At 64.9% G+C, this 22,729-nt stretch carries 21 protein-coding genes; 10 read left to right on the top strand and 11 right to left on the bottom strand.

The features are described 5' to 3' along the window. Positions 1 to 102 precede the first annotated feature (102 nt). The 3 genes from ABIB99_RS02545 (at position 103) to ABIB99_RS02535 (ending at position 4,237) form a co-directional block, all read left to right on the top strand. Positions 103 to 2,451: a TonB-dependent receptor gene (locus ABIB99_RS02545; protein WP_354174782.1), complete on the top strand. Its 2,349-nt coding sequence runs from the start codon at positions 103 to 105 to the stop codon at positions 2,449 to 2,451. A 138-nt stretch (positions 2,452 to 2,589) separates the two neighbouring features. After that, complete coding sequence (locus ABIB99_RS02540) at positions 2,590 to 3,000, top strand: GFA family protein (protein WP_354116908.1); 411 nt, start codon at positions 2,590 to 2,592, stop codon at positions 2,998 to 3,000. A gap of 157 nt (positions 3,001 to 3,157) precedes the next feature. Next, the gene (locus ABIB99_RS02535) at positions 3,158 to 4,237 is read left to right on the top strand and encodes a Cj0069 family protein (protein WP_354174781.1); all 1,080 of its coding nucleotides are present in this window, start codon (positions 3,158 to 3,160) and stop codon (positions 4,235 to 4,237) included. A gap of 22 nt (positions 4,238 to 4,259) precedes the next feature. Here ABIB99_RS02535 and ABIB99_RS02530 read toward each other — a convergent pair whose 3' ends face one another. Then, entirely contained in the window at positions 4,260 to 5,087 is an 828-nt protein-coding gene (locus ABIB99_RS02530; protein ID WP_354174780.1) for an MBL fold metallo-hydrolase, read from the bottom strand. Between the two features lie 93 nt (positions 5,088 to 5,180). On the opposite strand from ABIB99_RS02530, the gene ABIB99_RS02525 reads away from it, so the two are divergent. Then, complete coding sequence (locus tag ABIB99_RS02525) at positions 5,181 to 6,044, top strand: LysR family transcriptional regulator (protein WP_354174778.1); 864 nt, start codon at positions 5,181 to 5,183, stop codon at positions 6,042 to 6,044. Here ABIB99_RS02525 and ABIB99_RS02520 read toward each other — a convergent pair. Then, positions 6,041 to 6,802 carry a hypothetical protein gene (locus tag ABIB99_RS02520; protein ID WP_354174776.1) on the bottom strand — a complete coding sequence of 254 codons (762 nt, stop codon included), beginning with the start codon at positions 6,800 to 6,802 and terminating at the stop codon, positions 6,041 to 6,043. The two genes, ABIB99_RS02525 and ABIB99_RS02520, sit on opposite strands and share 4 nt — an antisense overlap. A gap of 15 nt (positions 6,803 to 6,817) precedes the next feature. Next, positions 6,818 to 7,006 (bottom strand): hypothetical protein, encoded by a 189-nt coding sequence (locus ABIB99_RS02515; protein ID WP_014496746.1) that lies wholly within the window; start codon positions 7,004 to 7,006, stop codon positions 6,818 to 6,820. A gap of 255 nt (positions 7,007 to 7,261) precedes the next feature. Here ABIB99_RS02515 and ABIB99_RS02510 point away from each other — a divergent pair, with 255 nt between their 5' ends. After that, on the top strand, positions 7,262 to 8,236 hold the full coding sequence (locus tag ABIB99_RS02510; protein WP_354174774.1) for a DUF2336 domain-containing protein: 975 nt from the start codon (positions 7,262 to 7,264) through the stop codon (positions 8,234 to 8,236). Here the strand turns inward: ABIB99_RS02510 and ABIB99_RS02505 are convergent. From ABIB99_RS02505 to ABIB99_RS02495, 3 genes are read right to left on the bottom strand one after another with little or no spacing between them, the layout of a single operon-like run. Continuing rightward, a complete protein-coding gene (locus tag ABIB99_RS02505; RefSeq protein WP_063986550.1) occupies positions 8,233 to 8,577 on the bottom strand; it encodes a DUF1491 family protein in 345 nt (114 codons plus the stop codon). The two genes, ABIB99_RS02510 and ABIB99_RS02505, sit on opposite strands and share 4 nt — an antisense overlap. Positions 8,578 to 8,634: 57 nt before the next feature. Continuing rightward, on the bottom strand, positions 8,635 to 9,351 hold the full coding sequence (locus tag ABIB99_RS02500) for a peptidoglycan-binding domain-containing protein (protein WP_247308376.1): 717 nt from the start codon (positions 9,349 to 9,351) through the stop codon (positions 8,635 to 8,637). Beyond that, positions 9,344 to 11,215, bottom strand: a complete 1,872-nt coding sequence (locus ABIB99_RS02495) for a PAS domain-containing sensor histidine kinase (RefSeq protein WP_354174771.1) — start codon at positions 11,213 to 11,215, stop codon at positions 9,344 to 9,346. The genes ABIB99_RS02500 and ABIB99_RS02495 overlap by 8 nt, the downstream gene beginning before the upstream one ends. A 409-nt stretch (positions 11,216 to 11,624) precedes the next feature. On the opposite strand from ABIB99_RS02495, the gene ABIB99_RS02490 reads away from it, so the two are divergent. Both ABIB99_RS02490 and ABIB99_RS02485 read left to right on the top strand, forming a co-directional pair. Then, positions 11,625 to 12,050, top strand: coding sequence for a DUF5330 domain-containing protein (locus tag ABIB99_RS02490; RefSeq protein ID WP_063984586.1), 426 nt, complete (start codon positions 11,625 to 11,627; stop codon positions 12,048 to 12,050). A 68-nt stretch (positions 12,051 to 12,118) separates the two neighbouring features. Next, positions 12,119 to 12,547, top strand: coding sequence for a SufE family protein (locus ABIB99_RS02485; RefSeq protein ID WP_166098574.1), 429 nt, complete (start codon positions 12,119 to 12,121; stop codon positions 12,545 to 12,547). A gap of 139 nt (positions 12,548 to 12,686) precedes the next feature. Here ABIB99_RS02485 and ABIB99_RS02480 read toward each other — a convergent pair whose 3' ends face one another. Both ABIB99_RS02480 and ABIB99_RS02475 read right to left on the bottom strand, forming a co-directional pair. Then, positions 12,687 to 13,103, bottom strand: coding sequence for a Ros/MucR family transcriptional regulator (locus ABIB99_RS02480; protein ID WP_063984587.1), 417 nt, complete (start codon positions 13,101 to 13,103; stop codon positions 12,687 to 12,689). A gap of 158 nt (positions 13,104 to 13,261) precedes the next feature. Beyond that, a complete protein-coding gene (locus ABIB99_RS02475) occupies positions 13,262 to 14,122 on the bottom strand; it encodes a DUF308 domain-containing protein (protein ID WP_354174768.1) in 861 nt (286 codons plus the stop codon). A gap of 312 nt (positions 14,123 to 14,434) precedes the next feature. Here ABIB99_RS02475 and ABIB99_RS02470 point away from each other — a divergent pair, with 312 nt between their 5' ends. Beyond that, positions 14,435 to 16,084 (top strand): glycosyltransferase family 39 protein, encoded by a 1,650-nt coding sequence (locus tag ABIB99_RS02470; RefSeq protein WP_354174766.1) that lies wholly within the window; start codon positions 14,435 to 14,437, stop codon positions 16,082 to 16,084. 252 nt (positions 16,085 to 16,336) lie between these two features. After that, entirely contained in the window at positions 16,337 to 17,116 is a 780-nt protein-coding gene (locus ABIB99_RS02465; RefSeq protein ID WP_354174764.1) for a class II aldolase/adducin family protein, read from the top strand. A gap of 329 nt (positions 17,117 to 17,445) precedes the next feature. Here ABIB99_RS02465 and ABIB99_RS02460 read toward each other — a convergent pair whose 3' ends face one another. The 3 genes from ABIB99_RS02460 to ABIB99_RS02450 all read right to left on the bottom strand — a co-directional run bounded on the left by ABIB99_RS02460 (position 17,446) and on the right by ABIB99_RS02450 (position 22,007). Further along, entirely contained in the window at positions 17,446 to 18,840 is a 1,395-nt protein-coding gene (locus ABIB99_RS02460) for a M20/M25/M40 family metallo-hydrolase (RefSeq protein WP_354174762.1), read from the bottom strand. Between the two features lie 24 nt (positions 18,841 to 18,864). Continuing rightward, on the bottom strand, positions 18,865 to 20,148 hold the full coding sequence (locus tag ABIB99_RS02455; RefSeq protein WP_354174760.1) for a glycosyltransferase family 87 protein: 1,284 nt from the start codon (positions 20,146 to 20,148) through the stop codon (positions 18,865 to 18,867). Between the two features lie 233 nt (positions 20,149 to 20,381). After that, the gene (locus ABIB99_RS02450; protein WP_354174758.1) at positions 20,382 to 22,007 is read right to left on the bottom strand and encodes a helicase HerA-like domain-containing protein; all 1,626 of its coding nucleotides are present in this window, start codon (positions 22,005 to 22,007) and stop codon (positions 20,382 to 20,384) included. 348 nt (positions 22,008 to 22,355) lie between these two features. On the opposite strand from ABIB99_RS02450, the gene ABIB99_RS02445 reads away from it, so the two are divergent. Continuing rightward, the gene (locus ABIB99_RS02445) at positions 22,356 to 22,721 is read left to right on the top strand and encodes a hypothetical protein (protein WP_063984593.1); all 366 of its coding nucleotides are present in this window, start codon (positions 22,356 to 22,358) and stop codon (positions 22,719 to 22,721) included. The last annotated feature ends 8 nt before the right edge of the window (positions 22,722 to 22,729 follow it).

The raw sequence follows: 22,729 nt of genomic DNA, 5'->3' as shown, positions 1-22,729 counted from the left end.
TTGTTTGCGTCGCCGCAGAGCGTTGTCGTGCAAAATCTTCATTTCCGTGCTGGCGCAAGGCCAGCGTTATCGCGTGCTTTCCTGATTACTCTGCTCTCGTCGGTGTCCTTGTCGTCCGCGGCGCTCGCGCAAAGCGCGGCGCAGGACAACCGCTCCCGGGAGGTCGGTCCGGTGATCGTGTCGCCGCCTGCGCCGCGACAGGCTCCTGCCGTCAGCCCGGGCACTCAGAAGCAGCGCGCGGCCCGGCGCGCCGCGGGACGCAATCGTGGCGCCCCTGCTGTCGCCGTTCCGGCCACGCAAGCTCCGAGCGGCCCGGTGCAGACGCCGCTCAACACGGCAGCCGTCACCGACGTCGGCTCCCGGCTCGGCATCACGGCGCGCGAGATGCCGGCGACCGTCGAGGTCATCAGTCAGCGGACGATGCAGGACCTGGGCATCCGGACCACGACCGACGTCGCCAAGGCTGCAGTCGGCGTCACCGGCGGCGATGCGCCCGGCGCGCCCGCCATCTTCTCGATGCGTGGTTTTTCCGGCGACCAGATCTCCACGCTCTACAACGGCATCCCGATCGGGCCGTCGACCATGACCGGCCGTCCCATGGACGTGGCTGGCCTCCAGCAGGTCGAGATCATCAAGGGACCGGACTCGCTGGTGGCGGGCCTCGGTGCGACCGGCGGCGCCATCAACTACGTGAACAAGGCGCCGCACACCGGACCAATCGTCAACGACGCCTTCACCTCCTACGATTCCTTCAACGGCTATCGCGCCGGTTACGGATCGGGCGGCAGCACGCTGATCAACGGCCTCGACTACCGCTTCGACATCAGCCATTTCAACAACAAGGGCTTTATCGACGACACCTATTCGAAGCTCAGCAACGTCTCGGGCCAGCTGAACTATCGCGTCAACGAGAACCTGAGGATCTGGGGCGCGACCGAATACAGGCAGGACAACGACCGCTTCTACTGGGGGACGCCGCTGGTGCCGGCGAACGCGCCGGGCATCGTGCCGACGTATGGCGTCGTCTCCGGCCTCTGGAGCAACTATTACCTCGGCGGCGGCACGCCGGTCCCGGTCACCATCGACGCGCGCACGCTGACCACGAACTACAACGTGCTCGACAATCACAGCGGCGCCAACGAGCTCTGGCTGCGCAGCGGCTTTCAATGGGACATCACCAACAACATCTCGCTGAAGAGCCAGGTCTACGGCTATGACGCCCACCGGCACTGGTTCAACAACGAGATCTCGTCGTTCGACCAGACCGTAGGCAATTTCGCAGGCGCGCAGAGCATCTACCGCGAGCGCTTGGCGCTCGATCACGCGCAGCGGCTCTACGGCAACATCACCGACCTCACCGTCAATTCCAACGTCGGCGGAATGGACAATCGCTTCGTCGCCACCGTGGCGGCGAGCAGCAATCAGTTCAACGTCTCGCAGGACACGCTGTTCTTCAATGACTACGTCGACCTCCTCAACCCGGATCGGGGGTTCTATGGCCCGCGCGCCGACGAGAAGATCTATACCCATCTCGACACCGCCTCGCTGTCGTTCGAGGACCGGCTCAAGCTGACCTCGACCTTCGCGCTGATCGGCGGCATCCGTTTTGAAAATATCGAGCTGTCGCGGACCCGCTTCGACGAGAATGGCCTCCTGAAAGCCAACTATCCTTTCTCGAAGACGTTCAATCCGGTCACCGGACGCATCGGCTACACCTGGGACATCGCGCCCGGCGTGATGCTTTACAGCCAGTACGCGACAGCAGCCGACCCGACGGTGGCGAACATCTTCATCCTCAGGCCCACGACGCCGCTGCTGCTGACGACGTCGCGGACCTACGAGACCGGCGTGAAGCTGCTGTCGGCCGACAAGCGCGCGGAGGCCACGTTCTCGGCCTTCGACATCGAGCGCAAGAACGTCTACGTCCCCGAAAGCGGCATCCTCTTCAACGTCGCCGGCAAGATGGCCTCCAAGGGCGTCGAGATTGCCGCCGCGGTCAATCCGGTCGCAGGCCTCAAGCTGTGGGGCAACGTCGCCTTCGTGCAGTCGCGCTTCATCGACTTCACCTATGTCGACGGCAATGGCGACTTCCAGTCCTATTCGGGCAAGACGCCGCCCAACGTTCCCAACTTCATCGCCAACGCCGGCGCCTCCTATCGCTTCGACACGAAGCTGCCGGTCGAGATCGGCGGCCTCGTCCGTCACGTCGGCGACCGCTTCAACTTCCAGGACAATCTGGTCACGATGGACGCCTACACGATCTTCGACGCGTTCGCATTCGTCGACATCCCCAAAGCCTATTTCCCGGGCGTCGACCAGACCCGGATCAGCTTTCGCGTGAGGAACCTGACCAACAAGCTCTACGCGGCCTGGGGCGATCCCGGTTACACCGACCAGATCATCCTGGGCGCGCCACGCAGCTACGAGGTCGCGGCTTCGTTCAAATGGTAGTCGCGGATCACCTTGCCCGCGCCGTGGCAGGAGTTGTCACGCGACAGTAGGACGCAATCGCAAATCGATTGCGCCGTTGAAGCCGCAGGTCTCGAGAGCTATCGATCAACGAAACCTCGCTTCCATCGGGAGGAACGCATGAGCACCATCACCGGCGGTTGTCACTGCGGCGCGATCCGCTATCAGGTCGAGGGCGAAGCGATCGTGCACGCGCTGTGTCACTGCCGCGATTGCAGGCTTCACGCGGGCGCTCCCGTCGTCGGCTGGACGATGTACGCGGACGATGCCGTCAAGGTGACCAAGGGCGAGCCCAAGGTGTATCACTCCTCGGAACATGCCCGGCGGCACTTTTGCGGCGACTGCGGAACCGGCCTGTTTTATGTCAATGCCGACATGTTGCCCGGGGTCATCGACGTCCAGAGCGCGACCTACGACGATCCCGATGCCGTACCGGCGACGATGCACATCCAGGTCGCAGAGCGCCTTCGATGGATGGAGCGCGCGCACGAACTGCCGACATTCGACCGCTATCCGCCGCCACCGGAGTAGCGAGCGCGAGGGGTTGGCCGTCTGGACGGAACCGCACAATCGCCATCTTGCAACGACCGGACGATTTCACGTACATTGATCGGTGTGGGGACGAAGCAGACTCCCCGTGAGACCTCGGTCCAAGCTCTGCGCAGCACGCCATTCGTGGAGCTTGCGCATGGATACCGAACGCCACCCTCCTGTCCGCCATACCGTTGCCATCCTCTCCCGCGGCGATGCTGCCGCGCGCCGGGACACGACGGCACAAAACAGCCGCTTCGTCCGCGTTTTCGAAGCACTCGCCGCGGTCGGCATCGAAGCCCGACCGGTGATCTACGACGAGATTTTCGCCGACGCCGTGCGCGATCAACTGCTCGCCGTCGATGGCGTGCTCGTCTGGGTCGATCCGGTCCATCAGGGCAAGACGCGCGAGGCCCTCGACCCGCTGCTTCGCGACGTTGCGGCCCAAGGGCCATGGGTGAGCGCACATCCCGACGTGATCCTGAAGATGGGCGTCAAGGACGTGCTCTACCGGACGCGTCATCTCGGCTGGGGAGCCGACACGCATCGCTATGACACCGCCGCAAGCTTCCGCGCCGAATTTCCCGCGCGCCTTCAGGCGAACGGTCCGCGCGTGCTCAAGCAAAATCGCGGCAATGGTGGCCAAGGGGTGTGGAAGGTGGAGGCCCTGCCCAACGCAGACGCCATGGTTCGCGTACTGCATGCCCAACGCGGCAGTCTACCCGAGGACGTACCGCTCGATGCCCTCCTCGCCCGCTGCGAACCGTATTTCGGATGGGGCGGCTGCATCATCGACCAGGCGTTCCAACCCCGCCTGCCCGACGGCATGATCCGCTGCTACATGAGCGGCGCCAAGGTCGCGGGCTTCGGGCATCAATTGATCAAGGCCCTGATCCCGCCGCCGCCGGAAGGCCCCGACGCACCCGAGGCGCAGCCGGGCCCACGGATCATGCACGGACCCGATGCTTCGCAATTCCAGGCGCTCCGAAGATCGATGGAGGACGAATGGACGCCGCAGCTGATGGACACGCTCGGCATCGACGAGCCGTCGCTGCCGGTGATCTGGGACGCCGACTTCCTGTACGGGCCCCGCGACGCCGCGGGCACCGACACCTACGTCCTGTGCGAAATCAACGCGAGCTCCTGCTTCGCGATTCCCGACGACGCGCCAGCGGCAATCGCCCGAACGGTGAAGCACCGCTTGCTCCGGACTCAGGCAGTGCGTTCGGGCGTATAACCGGCGGCCCGGCTTCGACACCCTAATGCGCAGCGCAGCGGCAGCTTTCATAGGCGACGGGATCGTGGCTGTTGACGATGCTCACGCGGTCGCCGTGGTTGAGCTTCAGCGCGCGCAGCCGCGCCTGGTTGGCGATCCGCATCTTGCGATCCATGTCGCCGCGGCGCTGGAAATAACCCAGCATCAACGGCACGCGCGGCGACGGGTCGAGCTGGGCGTGGTGGAAATAGCTGTCGCCGGCATGCAGCAGCCATTTGTCACCTGATCGCACCGCGATGCCGCAATGGCCGAGCGTGTGGCCAGCGAGCGGGATCATCAGGATGTCGGCTTCCTTGTCGCCGAGCGCGCGCACGCCCTTGAAGCCGAACCAGTCCTCGCCGGCCTCACCATAGAATGTCCAGCGCGGCCCATGGCTCCACTGCCCCGTGACATAGCGCCCTTCGGGCGGCGCGGGCTTGCGTACCACCGCCATGTCGTATTCGGCGCGATGGACGTGGATCGCGGCATGGGGAAAGTCCGGTACGCCGCCGGCGTGGTCGCGGTCGAGATGCGTCAGCAGCACGTGGCGCACATCGCTGGGCGAGTAGCCGAGCGCCTTCACCTGCTCGACCGCCGTCTCCGCCGGATCCAGCCTCGGCGCGGTCTGGCGCAGCCATCGGCCCCCCAGCCGATCGGGCGTTGCGATATCGCCGAGACCGATGCCGGTGTCGACCAGAGCGAGTCCGTCCTTCGTCTCGACCAGCAGGCAATGGCAGACCAGGCGGGCGCGCTGGAACAGGCCGCCAGTGCCGTTCACAAGACGGCGGCCCATGGGGCACATCGTGCCGGTGTTGAGGTGGTGGATCTTCATGGCGCGTTCCTGCTGTTGTGAGCAGGGCGTTCTTGCCACCGGGCGATCTATAGGTAAAATATTGAATACTGATACTATCTCTAGGTTCATCCTATGGACATCCGCGAGCTTCGCTACTTCGCCGCCGTGTACCGCGAGCGCAATCTGACCGCGGCGGCGCGCGCATGCTTCGTATCGCAGCCGTCGATCTCGACCGCGATCACCCATCTGGAGGCCGAGCTCGGCACCACGCTGTTCATCCGGCACAAGAAGGGCGGCGCGCCGACCGCCTCAGCCGAGCAGTTTCATGCGCTGGCCCGCCGCATCATCGACGATGCGGACGCCGCACGCAGCCTGTTCAGGAAGCCGAATACGAAGACCACCGTCACGCTGGGACTGATGCGCACGCTCGACATCCCCCGAACGATCGCGCTGCTGAAGCCGCTGACGGCGCGCACCGACATCGCGCTTCGCCTCGTCGGCAGCGACGAGCGCGCCGATGCGCGCATCATCTCGAAGAGCATGCTGCGCGCCGACGAGCATTTCGTCGCGCTGTGGAGCGAGCGCTATGTCGCCGCACTTCCGCCCTCGCATCCGCTGACGCTGAAGGAGAAGCTGCGGACCGCCGATCTCGCCGGCGTCCCCCTGATCGACCGCTGCCATTGCGAGCAAAGCGAATTCTTCGGTCGGAACTCACAACGAAGGCAGACCGCGGCGATCGCGCAATCCGAGGATTGGGCGATGGCGCTGGTCGCGGCCGGCGTCGGCATTGCCATCGTCCCGGAAGGCGTGGCGCGCGGCAATCCCGACGTCGCGGTGCGCGAGATCGAGGTGAAGGTCAAACGCGAGGTCGGGCTTGCCTATCGCGCATCAGTGCCGCTGGCGGATGCGCTGAAGGATTTTGTCGGGAAACTTCAGAAGCAGCGGCGCAAGCCGGATCCGACCGGCCCACGGCGCAACAAACGCAGGAAGTCCTAGCCCTTCGAGATGACTGCGCGGCCATAGGGCGGCTGGGCCGCAACCGGCGGATTGGCAGTCTGGGCCGCGAGCTCGCCGATCAGGCGGTCGGCATCGGCGGCCATGCCGTCGGGCGCCTGGATCACCAGACGCTCCAGCGCCCAGCGATAGGACGAGACGCGCTGCTCGAGGCACAGCTGCACCCACTGGATGATCAGCGAGTTCTCCCGCATGCGCGCGACCGCATCATCCCTCTCCCTTGGCGAGAGCTCGGAGACCCGCGCCATGGTCGCATCGCGCTTCCTGTCGAGATCGATGACGCGGATCGCGGAGCCGAAGAACGGCTCGAAACGGGTGATGTCGTTGCGCACGTCCTCGATCAGCTGCGCATAGCGCGATGAATGCGAGCGATGCGGCTCGTCGATCAGCGTGCGCCCATACATGGTGCGGTCGAACACGACCTTCTGCTGCCAGGGCGACGGCAGCGCCCTGTAGTCGCCGAATACGCTCTTCCAGGCGGGCCGCGACAGCGGCGGCTCGATCATGGGATAGGCGAGATCGCGAAGCTGGCGCTCCGCGTCGGTGAGCTGGAATTGGGACGACTTCAGGCCGACGCTGCCGGTGGCCTCGGCCCCGAGCCAGCGATGCATGTCGTCGCTGCGCATGTCAGCGCGGGTGCGGCCGAAATCGCCGCCGCTGCACGCGCCGAGCGTCGCACCGACGAGTGCGAGCAGGACGGCCGTTACGACAGGCCGGATCTGGCGGATGGCATCCGGCATTGCAAAAGCCGGATGCTAGCGGCGACGACGACGGCGCCCCGGCGCTGTGCCCTGCTCCGGCCCGCGATCGCCGCTGGTTTCTTCCGTCTGGCGCTCGATGCGGATCACGGGGAGGATCAGAATCGTTCCCGTTTCCGTGCGCGGCGTGGCATCCCCCGACGAGCCTGCCCGGCGACCGGCCGGAAATTCGATAATGGTCCCCATATCAGCTCTCTATCAATTGCCGCGCGACCGAGCGCGCTGGTGCAACGTGCGTTCATTAAGATCAGTTCATGGTTAACGGGGTGTAAACGCGCCTTCCGGACCGTAACTTCACGGGCGGCCTCCCGCGTCCCGTTGCGGGACGACAACACCTGAAATCATGGGGTCGGCTTCACGCCTCGTTTTCCTTAACGAGCCTTTAAAGGAACCTGCGTTAGGCTCGCGGACGAGTATCTTTTCCAGGTCGCGTATCTCTCCATGACCAAGTCGCTGTTTCCCGGATTCGACGGGCTGATGAGCCTCTCCCGTCGCGAAGGCGTTGATGTTCGCCCGACGCTGCTGCGCGTGCTGACGGACCTCTATGTCCAGGCGCCCACCCACAGCGACGACGAGCAGCGCCAGTTCATCGAGCTTGCAACGCGGCTGATCGACCAGGTCGACGATGCGACGCGCGCGGCCGTCAAGGCGAAGCTTGCGATCTATTCGCAGACGCCCGTCCCGGTTCTGCAGAAACTCGGGCTGGTTGCGACCCAGGAAGGCCGCAGGGTTCCGCTCGCACGCGAAATTCGCAGCTCCCCGCAGGCGGCTTCGCCTGCTCGCACGCCGACCGACGCCGAGTTGCGCATGGCCGCCAACATGGCGATGCAGCCGAAGGAAGCGGCCGAGATCCACGACATGTTCTTCCGCGCCGATGCGACCCAGCGCGCGCTGGTCCTGCACAATCTGGCGCAAACCCCGCTGAAGGCCGCGCCGCGGATTCCGACCGTGCGTGCCAAGCGCGCGATCCAGATCCTGGAGATGGCGGCAATCGCCAACGATGTCGAGAATTTCACCTACGAGCTCGGCGACAGCCTGATCCTGCCCTCGCGCGTCGCAGCGCAGATCGTCGACGATGCCGGTGGCGAAGCGCTCGCAATCGCCGCGCGCGCGCTCGACATGCCGAGCCCGAACTTCCAGCGCATCCTCCTGTTCTTCAAGCCGGAGATCGGCACGTCGGTCGATGCGGTGTACCGGTTGTCGCGGCTCTACGACCGGCTCAACGACCGCTCCGCGCTGGTGATGCTGGCGGCCTGGCGCGGCTCGACGCTCGCGGTCACGCGCGCAAAATACCAGTCGTCGCTGCATGACAGCGAACGCCAGCGCGCGCGTGCGGGCGCCAGCCAGACCCGGCCGGGCGTGCAGCCGGGCTCGGCGCCTGCGGTGCGGACGGGCACCGACGGATCGGACCGCTAGGTCTTCGCCAATTCGAGGAAGTGACGGCCTTTGCGGTCCTCGGTCTCGACGATCCAGGCGTCCGGATCGAAGCGGATTTCCTTGGTGAGGCGCTCCTCGACCGCTGGCTCAGGCATCGGCTGCGCGGCAAGTGGCACGAAGAAGCGGTCGACCGGCCGGCCGTCGTCATAGACGGTCTGCGGCGCCGGTACGTACAGCATCGCGTTGCCGTCGAGCAGCGACACCTTCACGAATACCGCGCCCGCCTCCTCGGCACCGCGACGACGCACCGCCCCGAACACGCCTTCGGTCTGGCACCGGCGCAGGTAGGCGGAAACCCAAATGTTTGATTTCAAACGCATGAAGAGCACGATAGGCCAGTGCTGCAATCAGCACCAGCCTTCGCACAACAATGACGCTTATTCGACGGGGTGGCCAATCGCGGCTCCGAGCTCGCGCAGCAGGCGGTCGGAGACCTGACCCGTCACCTGCATCTTGTGCTCGCGCTCGAATTTCTGGATCGCCGACTGCGTCTCTGCGCCCATCGTGCCCGTGATCTTCAAATTGCCATAGCCGTATTCGGACAGCGCGCGCTGCACGCCGGCGATACGCCGCGCGGCCGGACTCTGCTGCACGGGAATCGGCGCCGGCGGACGCGCGATGGCGACGGATTGCGGCGGCGCCGACGTCGTTTGCTTGACCAGATTGGTCATCGGATCGCCCGCACGCGGCATCGATGCCGTCGCCTCGACCGGCTTCTCGGGGGCCTTCTCGGCGGCGCGCTCGACAGGCTTGGGCTCGGCGCGGAATTCCGTCGCTCTCGGCTCCAGCGGCGAGGTATCCGCGCCGACGGGGCGCGGACGCGGCAAGGGGTTCGACAGCGGCACGGACGACGGCGCGGGAAGATTGATCACGGTGCCGAACATCGGCGCCGGATGCCGGCCAGTCTGAAGGAACAGCGCGTTGGCAACGATCGCGCTGACTGCGGCGACGGCGACGAGACCGGCCAGCGTGTCCTTGGGACTGTGCAGCAGGATGCGCATCGCAAGATTGCGCTCGGTCTCGACATCAATGACTGCGGCCTTGGCGCCACGGCGGCGCGGAGCGGCTTCGTCCTTGGCAGACTTCTTAGGCACTTTTCTTCACCAGAGCTGGTTGGTCGTGAGATTGGTCCTGAAGCTCCTGGCGCGGCACCGGTGTCAGCGTCGCGATCTTGCTCTCGGCCGCCATTCTATCGGACGTCTTGGCCTGCGGCGGCGTGTAGACGAGCGGCAGCCTGACGGTGACGGAGGTGCCCTCGCCGAGCCTGCTTTGTACAGTCAATTCGCCGAGATGCAACGCCACCAGACTCTTCACGATCGAAAGTCCGAGGCCCGTGCCTTCGTGACGGCGCTGATAGGTCTTTCCGGCCTGGAAGAACGGCGCGCCGATGCGCTTGAGATCATCCGCCGCAATGCCGACACCGGTGTCGCAGATGCGCAGCGCGAGCTGCGATCCGGACACCGCGGCTGATACGGTGACCTGACCACCGCGCTCGGTGAACTTGATGGCGTTGGCGACGAGATTGAGCACGATCTGCTTGAAGGCGCGCGGATCGCCGGTCATGACGGGCAGGTCCTGCGGCGCATCGGTGATGAGGTCGATGCCGTTCTCCCGCGCCTTCAGCGCCAGCAGATTGCAGCAATGCATCAGAGAGGCGCGCGGCGTGAACGGTTCCGACGCAATCTCGAAATTGCCCGATTCCATCTTCGACATGTCGAGGATGCCGTTGACGACCGACAGCAGATGCTGGCCGGAATCGTTGATGAGCTGGGCATATTCCTTGCGTTGGGCCGCGCCCAGCATCAGGGTCTGCTCCTGCGCGATCATCTCGGAGAAGCCGATGATGGCGTTGAGCGGCGTGCGCAGCTCGTGGCTCATGGTGGCGAGGAAGCGGGTCTTGGCGGCATCGGCCGCTTCCGCGGCGCTGCGCGCCTGATCGAGCGCCTGCTCCGCGAGCTTGCGATCGGTGACGTCGCGCATCACGCCGACGACTTCCGCCTCGCGCGTGGCGTCACCGTCAATATCCTGGCGGCCGATATCCTGGTCGAGCGGCCGGCAGCGCATCTCGACCCAGATGAAATCAACCTGGCCACGCTCCGATCCGGCCGGCTCCCGCCGCAGCCGGAACTCGACGCTGCGCACGTCGCCGCGGGCGGCATCGGAGAGCGCGGTGAGATAGGCCGGACGATCGGCGACATGGACGCGGTCGAACAGGCCGTGGCCGAGCAGCTGCGCGACAGGCATGCCGAGCATGGCTTCCACCGCCGGCGAGATGAACTGCACCGCGCCGTTGCGCCGATGCCGCGAGATGACGTCGCTCATGTTGCGCGCCAGCAGGCGATAACGCTCTTCCTCGCGCAACAGCAGCGCAACGCTGGTGCGCGCGAGCGATTCCGCACCGAAGGCGAGGCCCGCGGCATAGAGCGTCGCCGAGGCGACGCCGAACGCCATCAGCACGCCGCGTTGTGCGGCGCTGGCGTCTCCGGCCGGCAGCCAGCCGAGCTGGCCGGCAAGGATCAGGACGCCGGCGCAGGACAGCGCAAGCAGGGAGGCAAAGGCCGCGACGCGGCGCGAGGCCGACAACGCGGCTTCCAGGGGAACCACGACCAGCCAGATCGCGGCGAATGATTCGATGCCGCCGGTGGTGCCGGCAACCGCCATGATCAGGCCGGCAAGCGCCAGCGACGACAGCACATGGGCGCCTTCATAGCGGCCGGTGCGCGACAGGAACCATGACAGGAGAATGGGGGCGATCAGCCACGCGAAGGCGGCGACCTCGATCGCGCTCGGCGCGCCGCGCGTGGCGAGATAGACCGGGAATGCGGCAAACGCGGCCAGGCTGCCGAGCAGCCGCGGCGCCATGAAGGCACGATGGCGCGCTCGCGTCAGCGCGTCGTAACGCGCGGAGGGATGCAGCAATGCATCGAGACAATCGCGGATGATACTCAAAACTGTCACGGGTCTCGCGCTTCGGCCCACTCGTCGAGAAGACGTGCCGGAACGCCTCCTTATCGTTGAGCCACCGTGTCAGAGCGACCTTAAACGAGTGCTAAGGCAATGCGGCCCGCCGCCGGACACTGTGTCATCGCGGAGATTTTTAGGCGATTTGACCACGTCATCATCGGGGATGGTGAACACAGGGTTTCACCAGTCCCCGCATGGTTTCGAATTGGTGGACAAGCGGCGCCACCGGAATCACGGGGCTCCGGCGTCAATCGAAAATTTACGACGTGGCGGTTCGGGAAGATTCTTGCGCAGATTTTCCGCGAATTAAGCGGAAGGCAATCACTTGCGATTTATCGAGAGTTGCTAGGTCCGGCGCCTCGCGGGCATCGCCGCGGCGGGATCTAACATACAGGTCGATAAGATGCGCTTTCTGCTCCGCATCACATTCTGGCTCGGGCTGGTGCTGGTGCTCCTGCCGCGGGACAAGACGCCCGAATCGGAGAAGCTGCCGCAGATCGGCGCCGCCGATGCGGTGCAGGCTGCGACCGCGGCCGTCTCCGACGTGACCCAGTTCTGCAAGCGCCAGCCGGCGGCCTGCGAGGTCGGCGGCCAGGCCGCGACCATCATCGGCCAGCGCGCACAGGACGGCGCGAAGAAGATCTACCAGATCATCAACGACAAGAAAGAGCAGCTCGAGAAGACCGACAAGAAGGCGCCCGATCATACCGGCTCGATCGCGCTGGCCGGCGAAGGCGATGCCGCCTCGGGCGAGGCGCCGCGCGACACCCTGAGCCAGGACGACCTCGCGCTGGAATGGCGCGGCCCTGCGGCGGCGCCGGCGAATTAGCGCCCAAACCCTATCGATTTCGCGTCCTCGCATCCTTATATTGGCCTGAACGGGAACATTGGGCCAGCATGACGACGATCGACGAAATCAGGGACAATTTCGAGCTTCTGGACGAGTGGGACGACCGCTACCGGTACGTCATCGAGCTCGGCCGCACCCTGGAACCGATGCCCGAATCCGAGCATTCGGCCGAGAACAAGGTGAATGGCTGCGTCAGCCAGGTCTGGCTCCAGAAGCTGGTCGATCGCGATGGCGGCGCCCCGATCCTGAAATATCGCGGCGACAGTGACGCCCACATCGTGCGCGGGCTGGTCGCGATCGTGCTCTCGCTTTACTCTGGCCGCACGCCGCAGCAGATCCTTGCGACCGACGCGATCGCGGTGTTCAACGAATTCGGCTTTCGCGATCATCTGACGCCGCAGCGTTCCAACGGCCTGCGCTCGATGGTCGAGCGCATCAAGACCGACGCGAAAGAGGCGCTCGCGGAAGCGTCGTGAGAGGAAGACCTCATGGTGAGGAGGCGCGTGAGCGCCGTCACGAGCCATGCAGGCCCCGCTCTCGCCCGCGGCCATCCTTCGAGACGCCGCTTCGCGGCTCCTCAGGATGAGGACCGAGTCCTGTGTAAGCTAAGCAGCTTTACTTCCGCTTCCGCTGCTGCTGTCCCAGTCCCATCTGCTTTGCCAGTTGCGAGCGCGCCACCGCGTAGTTCGGCGCGACCATGGGATAGTCGGCCGGCAGGCCCCATTTCTCGCGATATTGCTCCGGCGTCATGTTGTACTGGGTGCGCAGATGGCGCTTCAGCGACTTGAAGCGCTTGCCGTCTTCCAGACAGACCAGATAGTCCGGCGCGATCGACTTCTTCAGCGACACCGCCGGCTTGGCCGGCTCGAGCGGCGCGGTCTCGGTGCGGCCTGACGAGACGCGCACCAGGGCGCCATGCACCTGGCTGATCAGGTTCGGGATATCGGCCGCCGGCGTCGGATTGTTGCCGACATAGGCGGACACGATGCTCGCCGTCAGCTCGATGAAATTCTTAGCCCCGTTATCCGACATGGGCCCGACCTTTCCCTGACCTTGCGTCTCGCCGGATTGACGACGCCAAAGTATTCCGTGTCAACAATACGTTCGGCCGAAATAAGACGACTGACGAATATGAGCTGATTACTGACGAAGTGACAAGAACGATGGCGCTCTACTTGGACGCGGCGGTCTCACGACCGCTGGTCGAGATGGGCGCGCAATTCGTCGATCGAGGCAAAGCGCATCATGCCTTCCGGCATCTGCGCTTCGATCGAGCCGTCGGAATAGAGCGAATAGGCCATGCCGTCGACGATACCCGATTTGAGCACGGTCACGGGCGCCTGCTCGACCGGCGCCGGTTCGGGGGGAGGCGGCGGCGGGCCGGGCTCGGTAAAGATCGACGGCGAGCGCGGCGGCGGGCGACGCCCGGCGGCCGGCGGTTCCGGTGGCCGCATACGGTCCGGCCTCGGCCAGGCATCGTCGAAGCTCGCCGGCTGACTCTCCGGGGCGGCCGGTTCCGTGGGCTCGTCATGAGGCTGCAGCGGCAAGCTCTCTGTCGCCTTCGCCTCCGCGCGCTCGCGCTCCTTGCGGGAGGACGAGGCGAACAACAGGTTGCGGCGGCGCGGCGCTTCCGGAGCCGCAGGCGGCGTCGGAGCTTCCGGCTCCGGCGGCGGTTCGGCGCGCGGACGCTCGCGCGCGGCGGCCTCGCTCTGCCACGGCGGCAGACCCCCGGCCGGTGGTGGCTCGGTTTTCGTCGCCGATGCCGGGAACGGCTCGGACACTGGCGCGCCAGGCACCGCGAGGCCCGGCAGCACGGGCCTGACCCGAACCTCGCCCGGCGCGGCCGATCCGGCCAACCGGCGGGCGATGCCCTTCAGTTCCACGACCACGACGTAGAGGCCGGCCAGTAACATTCCGGAGCAGACGCCAATGGTGCCGGAGATTATGAGGGTGCTGCCGAGGCTGGCCTCCCTAACGGTGAAGCCGAACAGGATCGTAAGGAGGCCCGCCAGGACGGCGAAAATCCCCACAATCAACAATGCCAAGCTCATCGAACTCACCCCTGGTCGCGCAGCCGTGCGCGACACCCGTTACGCCACGATACCGTCATACGGTGTTCCACGCCAACGGCGAATTAGAGCCTGCGTTCCTAAAGGGAAGGATATCAGGGACTTATTCACATTCCCTTCAGCTACGGCCCGCTACTTCTAAGCTGCTCTCAACTGTCTGGATTTGCTGCGTCGCATCAGGATTTTAGCCATAATGCCCAATTACTTGGTAATGGAACTGCGCTATAGGGATTCCGGGGAAGTGGCCCGCGGGCACCAGCAGGGCCAAGAGGGGATTCCGGGTCACCAATAGCCATGACATCCATCACGACTTCGGCGATCGACACGCCTCTGCGGCGCTCGGTTGAACGGACTTGCGACGATCTCGCCATGCTGGTGCTGGCTGCGGTCGCCGTCATTGCAGGCTTGACCTTCCGCGACTACGGGCTCGGCTGGGACGATTACACCCACGCTGAATATGCCGACCTGCTGCTGCGCATGTTCGGTTCCGGCTTCAGGGACACCGCGGCGCTCTCCTTCGCGAATCTCTACATGTATGGCGGCGGCTTCGACATGGTCGCGGCTCTCCTGCACAAGGTCATTCCGCTCGAGCTGTTCGAGACGCGACGCCTGCTCGGCGCCATGGTCGGCGTGATCGGGCTTGCGGTGACGTGGCGGCTCGGCCGCCGCATCGGCGGGCCCCTTGCCGGTCTTGCCGCGCTCCTGCTGCTCGCGCTCTGCCCGATCTTCTACGGCCACATGTTCATGAACCCGAAGGACGCGCCCTTCGCGGTGGCCATGATCATCCTGATGCTGGGCCTCGTACGCCTCGCCGAGGAATATCCGCAGCCGTCGCCGCGCACGATCCTGATCGTCGGCCTGGGTGCCGGCCTCTCGCTCGGCTGCCGCGTCCTCGGCGGCCTCGCGCTGGTCTACGCCATGATCGGCTTCATGCCGTTGTTCCTGGAGGAGCTGCGCACCGAAGGCGCCCGCGAAGCAGCCCGCCGCTTCGCCCATGTCGTCTACGTGCTGCTGCCGGGCCTCGTGTTCGGCTATCTCGTGATGGGCCTGATCTGGCCGTGGTCGATCATGGAGCCCGGCAATCCCTTCGAGGCCCTGACCTATTTCTCGCATTTCTTCGAGAAGCCCTGGAAGGAGATGTTCGACGGCGCGATCGTGTCCGTGCCCGACATGCCCTGGTCCTATCTGCCGACGCTGTTCGCGCTGCAGCTGCCCGAGGTGATGCTGGTGCTGATGGGCGGCGCCGTGGTCAGCACCTTCGCGATGCTGCCGCGCCGCGAGGTTCCGGCCCGCCGCAAGACCATCCTCTTGATGCTGACGCTGGCGGCGACCCTGCCGCTCGCGATCGCGATGGTGAAGCGGCCGGCGCTGTACAACGGCATCCGCCATTTCGTCTTCGTGATCCCGCCGATGGCGGTGCTCGGCGGCGTCGCCTTTGCCTGGGCCATGGAGCGCCTGCGCTCCAACCACCGCACCTGGCAGCCCGTCGTGCTCGCGACCTTCTGCTTCGGCCTCGCGCTCTCGCTGGCCGAGATGATCCGGCTGCATCCCTATCAGTACACGCATTTCAACCACATCGCCGGCACCGTGCGCGGCGCCGACGATCGCTTCATGCTGGACTATTGGGGCCTTGCGCTGAAGCAGGCCTCGGACGAACTGCGCGAGCAGATCGTCGAGCGGCAGGAAGTGGCGCCGGGCAACCGCAAATGGAAGGTCGCGGTGTGCGGTCCGCAGCGCCCGGCCCAGGTGGCGCTCGGGCCCGACTTCACCATCGGCTGGGATTCCAACGCGGCCGATTTCGCGATGACGCTCGGCGAGTTCTACTGCAAGGGCCTGACCGCGCCCGTGATGGTCGAGATCAAGCGCGACGACGTGGTGTTCGCCCGCGTCTACGACATCCGCGGCCGCAGCATTTCCAGCCTGCTGTCGATCCCGGCGCCGTAATAATTTTCTCCGGACCGTAGCCCGGATGGAGCGACTTGTCCGCCGTAGCTCGAAGAGCGAACGCGGAAGCGAAATCCGGGACCTTTCGTGAGGCCCCCGCATTTCGCGGAGCCTGTCATCGGGCGGCGCTTCGCGCCGACCCGTTGGCTCCATGCGGGCTACGCGTGGCTGCTGCGATTTGACCGCCTTGCCGCCAGCCTCACCCGCGACTACGCTCCCTCCCCGCAACAACGAAGTTCGGAGAGATAAGCCATGTCGCCAGCGGAAGCGCGCCTGAAGGAAGTGCCGTCGAACATGACGGAGGCGGAGTGGCAGCAACGGGTCAATCTCGCCGCCTGCTACCGCCTCGTCTCGCTGTACGGCTGGGACGATCTGGTCGACACCCACATTTCGGCGCGCGTGCCCGGCCCCGACCATCACTTCCTCATCAACCCCTACGGACTGATGTTCGACGAGATCACGGCATCGAGCCTCGTCAAGGTCGACCTGCACGGCAACCAGCTCTCCGAGAGCGAGTACAGCATCAACCCGGCCGGCTTCACCATCCATTCGGCGATCCACGAGGTGCGTGAGGACGCAATCTGCGTGCTGCATCTCCACACGCTCGACGGCACCGCGGTGTCGAGCAGCGCGGAAGGGCTGCTGCCGCTGAACCAGACCGCCCAGCTCGTCACCCACGACCTCGCCTATCACGACTACGAGGGCATCGCGCTCGACCACAACGAGCGGCCGCGGCTGCAGAAGGACCTCGGCGACCACAACCACATGCTGCTGCGTAATCACGGCACGCTGACGGTCGGCCGCTCGGTCGCCTCCGCGTTCGAGCGCATGTACCACCTCGAGCGCGCCTGCTCGATGCAGGTGCGCACGCGCGCGCTGGGCACGCCGGTCTATCCGGTCGAGGAGATTGCGATCGAGAAAAACACCGAGCTGCTCGCCAACCGCGACCGCGCCGAGCTGCGCGCCACCAACCTGGTCTGGCCGCCGCTGCTGCGCAAGCTCGACCGCGAGCTTCCGGGCTACCGGTCTTGAGATTTTCCGGATTTGGTGTAGGGTAGCGTTCAACGAACCTCTACGCCTTTTGGAATGAAACGCCGCCCAATTCCGGGCGGCGTTTTTATTTGCGCCGTCATTGCGAGGAGCGAAGCGACGAAGCAATCCAGACTGTGCCCGTGGAGGGATTCTGGATTGCTTCGCTACGCTCGCAATAACGAGGAGAGAGTCTTCGTAGGGTGGGCAAAGCGACTTGTCCGCCGTAGCTCGAAGAGCGAAGGCGGAAGCGTGCCCACCTCTTCTATCGCGATCGCGGACGAAGGGTGGGCGCGGCGCTTTGCGCCTTTGCCCACCCTACGGCACCGCGCCTATTTCACGTCCGCGAGCGCCGCGAGGATCCGCGCCCAGGAGCGGATACCCTTCTGGAAACTGCGGAGGTCGTATTTCTCGTTCGGCGAATGGATGTTGTCGTCGTCCAATCCGAAGCCGACCAGCAGCGAGTCGAGCCCAAGCGTCCGCTTGAAGTCGGCGACGATCGGGATCGAGGCGCCCGAGCCCATCAGCACGGTCTCCTTGCCCCACTCCTCGGTCAGCGCCTTGCTGGCGGCGGCGAGCGGTTTCATGTTCCAGTCGAGCGCCACCGCGGGCGCGGCGGAATGATCGCCGAACTCGACCTTGCAGTCGCCGGGGATACGCGCCGTCACGTAGTCGCGGAAGGCCTTGCGGATCTTTTGGGGATCCTGCCCTTCGACCAGGCGGAACGAGACCTTGGCTGAAGCGTGCGACGGGATCACTGTCTTGGAGCCTTCGCCGATATAGCCGCCCCAGATGCCGTTGACGTCGCAGGTCGGACGCGACGAGGCCTGCTCGATCAGCAGCCGGCCCTTCTCGCCGGCGGGGATCGACAGGCCGATCGGCTTGAGGAACATCTCCGGCGTGAGGTTGAGCTTCTTCCACTGCTCCAGGATATCAGGTGGCAGATCCTTCACGCCGTCATAGAAGCCGGGGATGGTGATGCGGTTGTCGTCGTCGAACAGGCCGCCCAGGATTTTCGTCAGTACCCGGATCGGGTTCATGGCGCTGCCGCCGAACACGCCGGAATGCAAATCGCGATTGGCGGCGGTGATCTTCAGCTCTTCATAGAGCAGACCGCGAAGCGACGTCGTGATCGCGGGCGTGTTGCGGTCCCACATGCCGGTGTCGCAGACCAGCACGTAGTCCGCTTTGAACTCGTCCTTGTTGGCCTCGATGAACGGCACGAAATTCTTGGAGCCGACCTCCTCCTCGCCTTCGATCAGGAAGGTGATGTCGATCGGCAGCGAGCCCGTCACTTTCTTCCAGGCGCGGCAGGCCTCGACGAAGGTCATGACCTGGCCCTTGTCGTCCTCGGCACCGCGCGCGACGATGATCTTGCGGCCGTCGGCATGGTCGGTGACGGCAGGCTCGAACGGCGGACGGTGCCAGAGATCGAGCGGATCGACCGGCTGCACGTCGTAATGGCCGTAGAAAATCACATGCGGCCGTCCGCCGGCCCCGGTCTTGCCGACGATGGCGGGATGGCCGGCGGTCGGGCGCACTTCAGTGGCGACACCGAGGCTCGCGATGTCCTTGGCGAGATGCTCGGCCGCGGCCTTGCAGTCGGCGGCAAAAGCCGGATCCGCAGAGATCGACTTGATCCGCAACAGCGAGAACAGACGCTCCAGGCTGTTGTCAAAATCCTTGTCGATGTGATCGAGCACCGATTGAAGCTGCGCATTGGCCATGGTCGTATTCCTGACTTTTGAGTCTCAAGAGGTACCGGGTTTTAGCGCTGCCGCCGCCTCGGAGCCAGCCGCAACCGGCGGATGCCGGATGTGCCATGCGAGGCTACCCGCAAGAATGGCGGTCGCGACAAGGTTATTGCCCCAGGCCTGGATGACATTGGGAAACCACGGCAGCGACAGCAGCATGAGGATGCCGGCGGCGCCCAGCGCGAGCCAGGTTCCCAGCCGCACGTTCGGTCGCGCGTCGAAGGCGGCGCGATGCATCAGCACCGTCATCGGGAAGAACAGCCACATGAAGTAGTATTGCCGTGCCAGCGGCGATGCCACCGTCATCAGGCAGAACAGGATGCCGAGCTCCTCGGCATCCGAGCGCGCCGTTCGCCGCGCTTGCGGCGGCATCACCGCGAGGAAGCCGAGCCCGAGCAACGCCGACAACGCCATCACGATCAAGTTCGCCGTCTTGTAGTCGACGTCGATGACATTCATCGTGCGCGGTGGCTTGCTGGGATCTTCCTGATTGTAGTTGATCGGCCGGACCAGACGGTGCGTGACGGCAATGAGGGACTGGTTGACCCACGACCAGTTCTGCTCATCGCGCTGGCCAAAGCCCTTTTCCGAGCTCGTGCCGACCATGCCCTGATACCAGGTCTTGAGCTCGGCCGCGTTGCGCTCGAAGCCGCGGATCGGTGCAGGCACGACATAGAGAAGGATGCCGGTGAAAGCGACCGTCGCGACGGTGGCCGCCCACTTCCTGCGCCAGATCAGATAGGGCAGCACCGCGATCGGAAACACCTTGATGGCGGTGGCGAGCGCGAACAGGAAGCCCGCGAGCCAGGACCGTTGACGCTGCAACAACCAGAAGCCCCAGAGCATCATCGCCAGCAGCACGAGGTTCGGCTGGCCGAGGTCGAACATGTCGAACACAAAGGTCACGGTGACGATGGCCGGCAGCGCTTCGAGCCATGGGCCGGGCCTGCGGCCCGATCCCGTCATGGCATTGGAGAAGTTGCCCGTGTACCACCATGCCACCACGTTCAGGATCGACAGCACGACATAGAGCGGGATCTTGCCGAACCAGCTCGGGATCGCCAGCAGGATCGCCGGCAGCGGTGGATAAATGAATTCGAAATACTCGCCGATCTGGTCGGGATAGAGCGATCCACCGTGCAGCACCTGCTGCCCGGCCCAGTACCACAGCCCATAATCCTTGGTCTTGCCGTGGCCGAAGATCTCGGGAACGAGCACGTCAGCGGTCAGGAGGACGCAGCAGATCAGGAAGAGCAGATCGAGCGGCGCACGCAGCGACAAGGCTCTGTGCGGGCCAAGTTTGTCTGATAGATTCGGTGATGTCACATTATGTCCCGTCGGCAACAAATAGCACGTAGCAGACCGACGGACGCTTGGAGAACCCCCTTCACCTGAATTTATGGTGTTCGGCCTCGCCCGGCGTGCGGGGCAATCGCATCCAAATACTCGCGAGATTTCGTCCTGCCGGGCTTGACGCAGTGGAGGCTTTAGTGCCTCAAACCCGGCTTCTCTGCCTAACGACGCAGCAGCCCGCCGAGCGCGCCTCGCACCAGGGTGCGGCCGATCGAGCCACCGAGCTGGCCGGCGACCGACTTGCCGAGATTGGCCGCCATCCCCCCGATCACCTGGTTGGTGACCGATCGCGTCACGTCGCGCGCGATGACCTGGCCCGCCGACAAACGGCCGCGCTTGACGTTGGTGCCGAAGATGGTGCCGACCATCGAGCCGATCTGGCCGAGAATGCCGCCGCCACCTCCGTCGGCCGCACCGGCATCGGCAGTCGCAGCCGTGCCGGTAATCCGCTTCTGGATCATCTCGTAGGCCGATTCGGCATCGACAGCGGTGTCGTATTTGCCCTTCACCGGGCTCGCATCCATGATCGCCTTGCGCTCTTCGGGCGTGATCGATCCGATGCGGGCCGATGGCGGCCGGATCATGACACGCTCGACCATCGTCGGCGTGCCGTTGCCTTCGAGGAAGGACACCAGCGCCTCGCCCTTGCCGAGCTCCATGATCACCTTGGCGGTGTCGAGCTTCGGGTTGGGCCGGAAGGTCTGGGCCGCAGCGGCGACCGCCTTCTGGTCGCGCGGGGTGAAGGCACGCAGCGCATGCTGGACACGGTTGCCCAATTGCCCGAGCACGCGGTCGGGCACGTCGACGGGGTTTTGCGTCACGAAATAGACGCCGACGCCCTTGGACCGGATCAAACGCACCACCTGCTCGATCTTGTCCATCAACGCCTTCGGCGCGTCGTTGAACAACAGATGTGCCTCGTCGAAGAAGAACACCAGCTTCGGCTTCGGCAGGTCGCCGGCCTCGGGCAACTCCTCGAACAATTCTGACAGCATCCACAGCAGGAATGTCGCGTAAAGCCGTGGACTCTGCAGCAGCTTGTCGGCAACAAGGATGTTGACCATGCCGCGGCCGTCGCGGTCGGTCTTCATGAAGTCCTTCAGCGTCAGCGCCGGCTCGCCGAAGAATTTGGTGCCGCCCTGGTTCTCGAGCACCAGCAGCTGGCGCTGGATGGTGCCGACGGTGGCCTTGGTGACGTTGCCAAAACCCTGAGCCTCCTTCTTGATGTCGGCAAGCGGGCTTTCCACGGCGTCCGCCCCCTTCTTGCCGGCATCCGGCACGATGGCATCGAGCAGCGCGCGCAGATCCTTCATGTCGATGAGGGTCAGCCCGTTGTCGTCGGCGACGCGGAAGGCGACGTTGAGCACGCCTTCCTGCACGTCGTTCAGGTCGAGCATGCGCGCGAGCAGAAGCGGCCCCATCTCCGTGACGGTCGCCCGCACCGGATGGCCCTGTTCGCCGAACACGTCCCAGAACACCGTCGAGAACTGGTCGGGCTGGAACGTCAGCCCCATCTCGGTGGCACGCTTGACAATGAAATCCTTGGCCTCGCCGACCTCGGAGATGCCGGAGAGGTCGCCCTTGATGTCGGATGCGAAGACCGGAACGCCGGCGCGCGCAAATCCTTCCGCCATGACTTGCAGCGATACCGTCTTACCGGTCCCGGTTGCACCCGTGACGAGGCCGTGGCGATTGGCAAGCGCCAGCGTCAGCCATGCCTGCTCGTCTCCCTTGCCGACGAAGATCTTGTCGTCGGTGTCGCCGAGCTTGCTGTCCTGTGCGGTCATGCTTCTCTCTGATCTCTCTGCCGTGTTTCGCCTATTGAAACTCGAATGCACCTGCTCCGTAGTTTAACGCATGTCGCGTGCGGATTAAAACCGTTCAACGCGCCCCGAGCATGCGACATTGTCGGAAACATACCGCCGACATCAGCCGAAAGTAGGAATGACGCGTTCGCACCGCGGCAATTTTTCGCTGAATCCATCTCCGCTCTTGCATCGTTGCAACACTTTTCGCGCCTTCGAGAGTGAATCGGAACCTTGCGTACGTTCATCGCTTGTATTTCACATCGCTCCGGATCAAGATCATTTCGGAAGCAATACTCGGGCATGCAAACCGGCTGAGGGGCGGGCCTTATGGACGAGCTGATCGGGCGGCTGGCGTCGAACGCCAGCATAGATGGTGCTGTGGCTGAAAAGACCGTCGGCATTATCCTGGGCTTCCTCCGCAGCGAAGGTCCTTCCGAGAACGTCGAAGCGCTGATCGATCAGATTCCCGGTGCAGAAGCGGCGATAGAAGCGTCCAGGAGCGGCGGCGGACTGTCGCGGCTGATGGGCGGCGGCCTGATGGCCGTCGGCACGCGCCTGATGGGCCTGGGACTTGGCATGTCCGAGATTCAGAACGTTGCCCGTGAACTTTTCCGCTACGGCCGAGACAAAATCGGAGCGGATCAGATGGGCAAGATCATCGCGGGGACGCCGGGCCTCAGCCAGTTCGCCTGAGCGACGCT

This window comes from Bradyrhizobium sp. LA6.1 (assembly GCF_040547805.1).
GTDB classification, from domain to species: Bacteria; Pseudomonadota; Alphaproteobacteria; order Rhizobiales; family Xanthobacteraceae; genus Bradyrhizobium; species Bradyrhizobium barranii.
Note: the sequence above shows the minus strand (reverse complement) of the source record. Positions and strands in the feature narration are given on the sequence as shown.

Excerpts from the sequence above, each read along its gene's own strand:
- ABIB99_RS02540 (WP_354116908.1), top strand. The coding sequence starts at position 2,590 with ATGAGCACCATCACCGGCGGTTGTCACTGCGGCGCGATCCGCTATCAG.
- ABIB99_RS02535 (WP_354174781.1), top strand. The coding sequence starts at position 3,158 with ATGGATACCGAACGCCACCCTCCTGTCCGCCATACCGTTGCCATCCTC.
- ABIB99_RS02530 (WP_354174780.1), bottom strand. The coding sequence starts at position 5,087 with ATGAAGATCCACCACCTCAACACCGGCACGATGTGCCCCATGGGCCGC.
- ABIB99_RS02525 (WP_354174778.1), top strand. The coding sequence starts at position 5,181 with ATGGACATCCGCGAGCTTCGCTACTTCGCCGCCGTGTACCGCGAGCGC.
- ABIB99_RS02520 (WP_354174776.1), bottom strand. The coding sequence starts at position 6,802 with ATGCCGGATGCCATCCGCCAGATCCGGCCTGTCGTAACGGCCGTCCTG.
- ABIB99_RS02515 (WP_014496746.1), bottom strand. The coding sequence starts at position 7,006 with ATGGGGACCATTATCGAATTTCCGGCCGGTCGCCGGGCAGGCTCGTCG.
- ABIB99_RS02510 (WP_354174774.1), top strand. The coding sequence starts at position 7,262 with ATGACCAAGTCGCTGTTTCCCGGATTCGACGGGCTGATGAGCCTCTCC.
- ABIB99_RS02505 (WP_063986550.1), bottom strand. The coding sequence starts at position 8,577 with ATGCGTTTGAAATCAAACATTTGGGTTTCCGCCTACCTGCGCCGGTGC.
- ABIB99_RS02490 (WP_063984586.1), top strand. The coding sequence starts at position 11,625 with ATGCGCTTTCTGCTCCGCATCACATTCTGGCTCGGGCTGGTGCTGGTG.
- ABIB99_RS02485 (WP_166098574.1), top strand. The coding sequence starts at position 12,119 with ATGACGACGATCGACGAAATCAGGGACAATTTCGAGCTTCTGGACGAG.
- ABIB99_RS02480 (WP_063984587.1), bottom strand. The coding sequence starts at position 13,103 with ATGTCGGATAACGGGGCTAAGAATTTCATCGAGCTGACGGCGAGCATC.
- ABIB99_RS02475 (WP_354174768.1), bottom strand. The coding sequence starts at position 14,122 with ATGAGCTTGGCATTGTTGATTGTGGGGATTTTCGCCGTCCTGGCGGGC.
- ABIB99_RS02470 (WP_354174766.1), top strand. The coding sequence starts at position 14,435 with ATGACATCCATCACGACTTCGGCGATCGACACGCCTCTGCGGCGCTCG.
- ABIB99_RS02465 (WP_354174764.1), top strand. The coding sequence starts at position 16,337 with ATGTCGCCAGCGGAAGCGCGCCTGAAGGAAGTGCCGTCGAACATGACG.
- ABIB99_RS02460 (WP_354174762.1), bottom strand. The coding sequence starts at position 18,840 with ATGGCCAATGCGCAGCTTCAATCGGTGCTCGATCACATCGACAAGGAT.
- ABIB99_RS02450 (WP_354174758.1), bottom strand. The coding sequence starts at position 22,007 with ATGACCGCACAGGACAGCAAGCTCGGCGACACCGACGACAAGATCTTC.
- ABIB99_RS02445 (WP_063984593.1), top strand. The coding sequence starts at position 22,356 with ATGGACGAGCTGATCGGGCGGCTGGCGTCGAACGCCAGCATAGATGGT.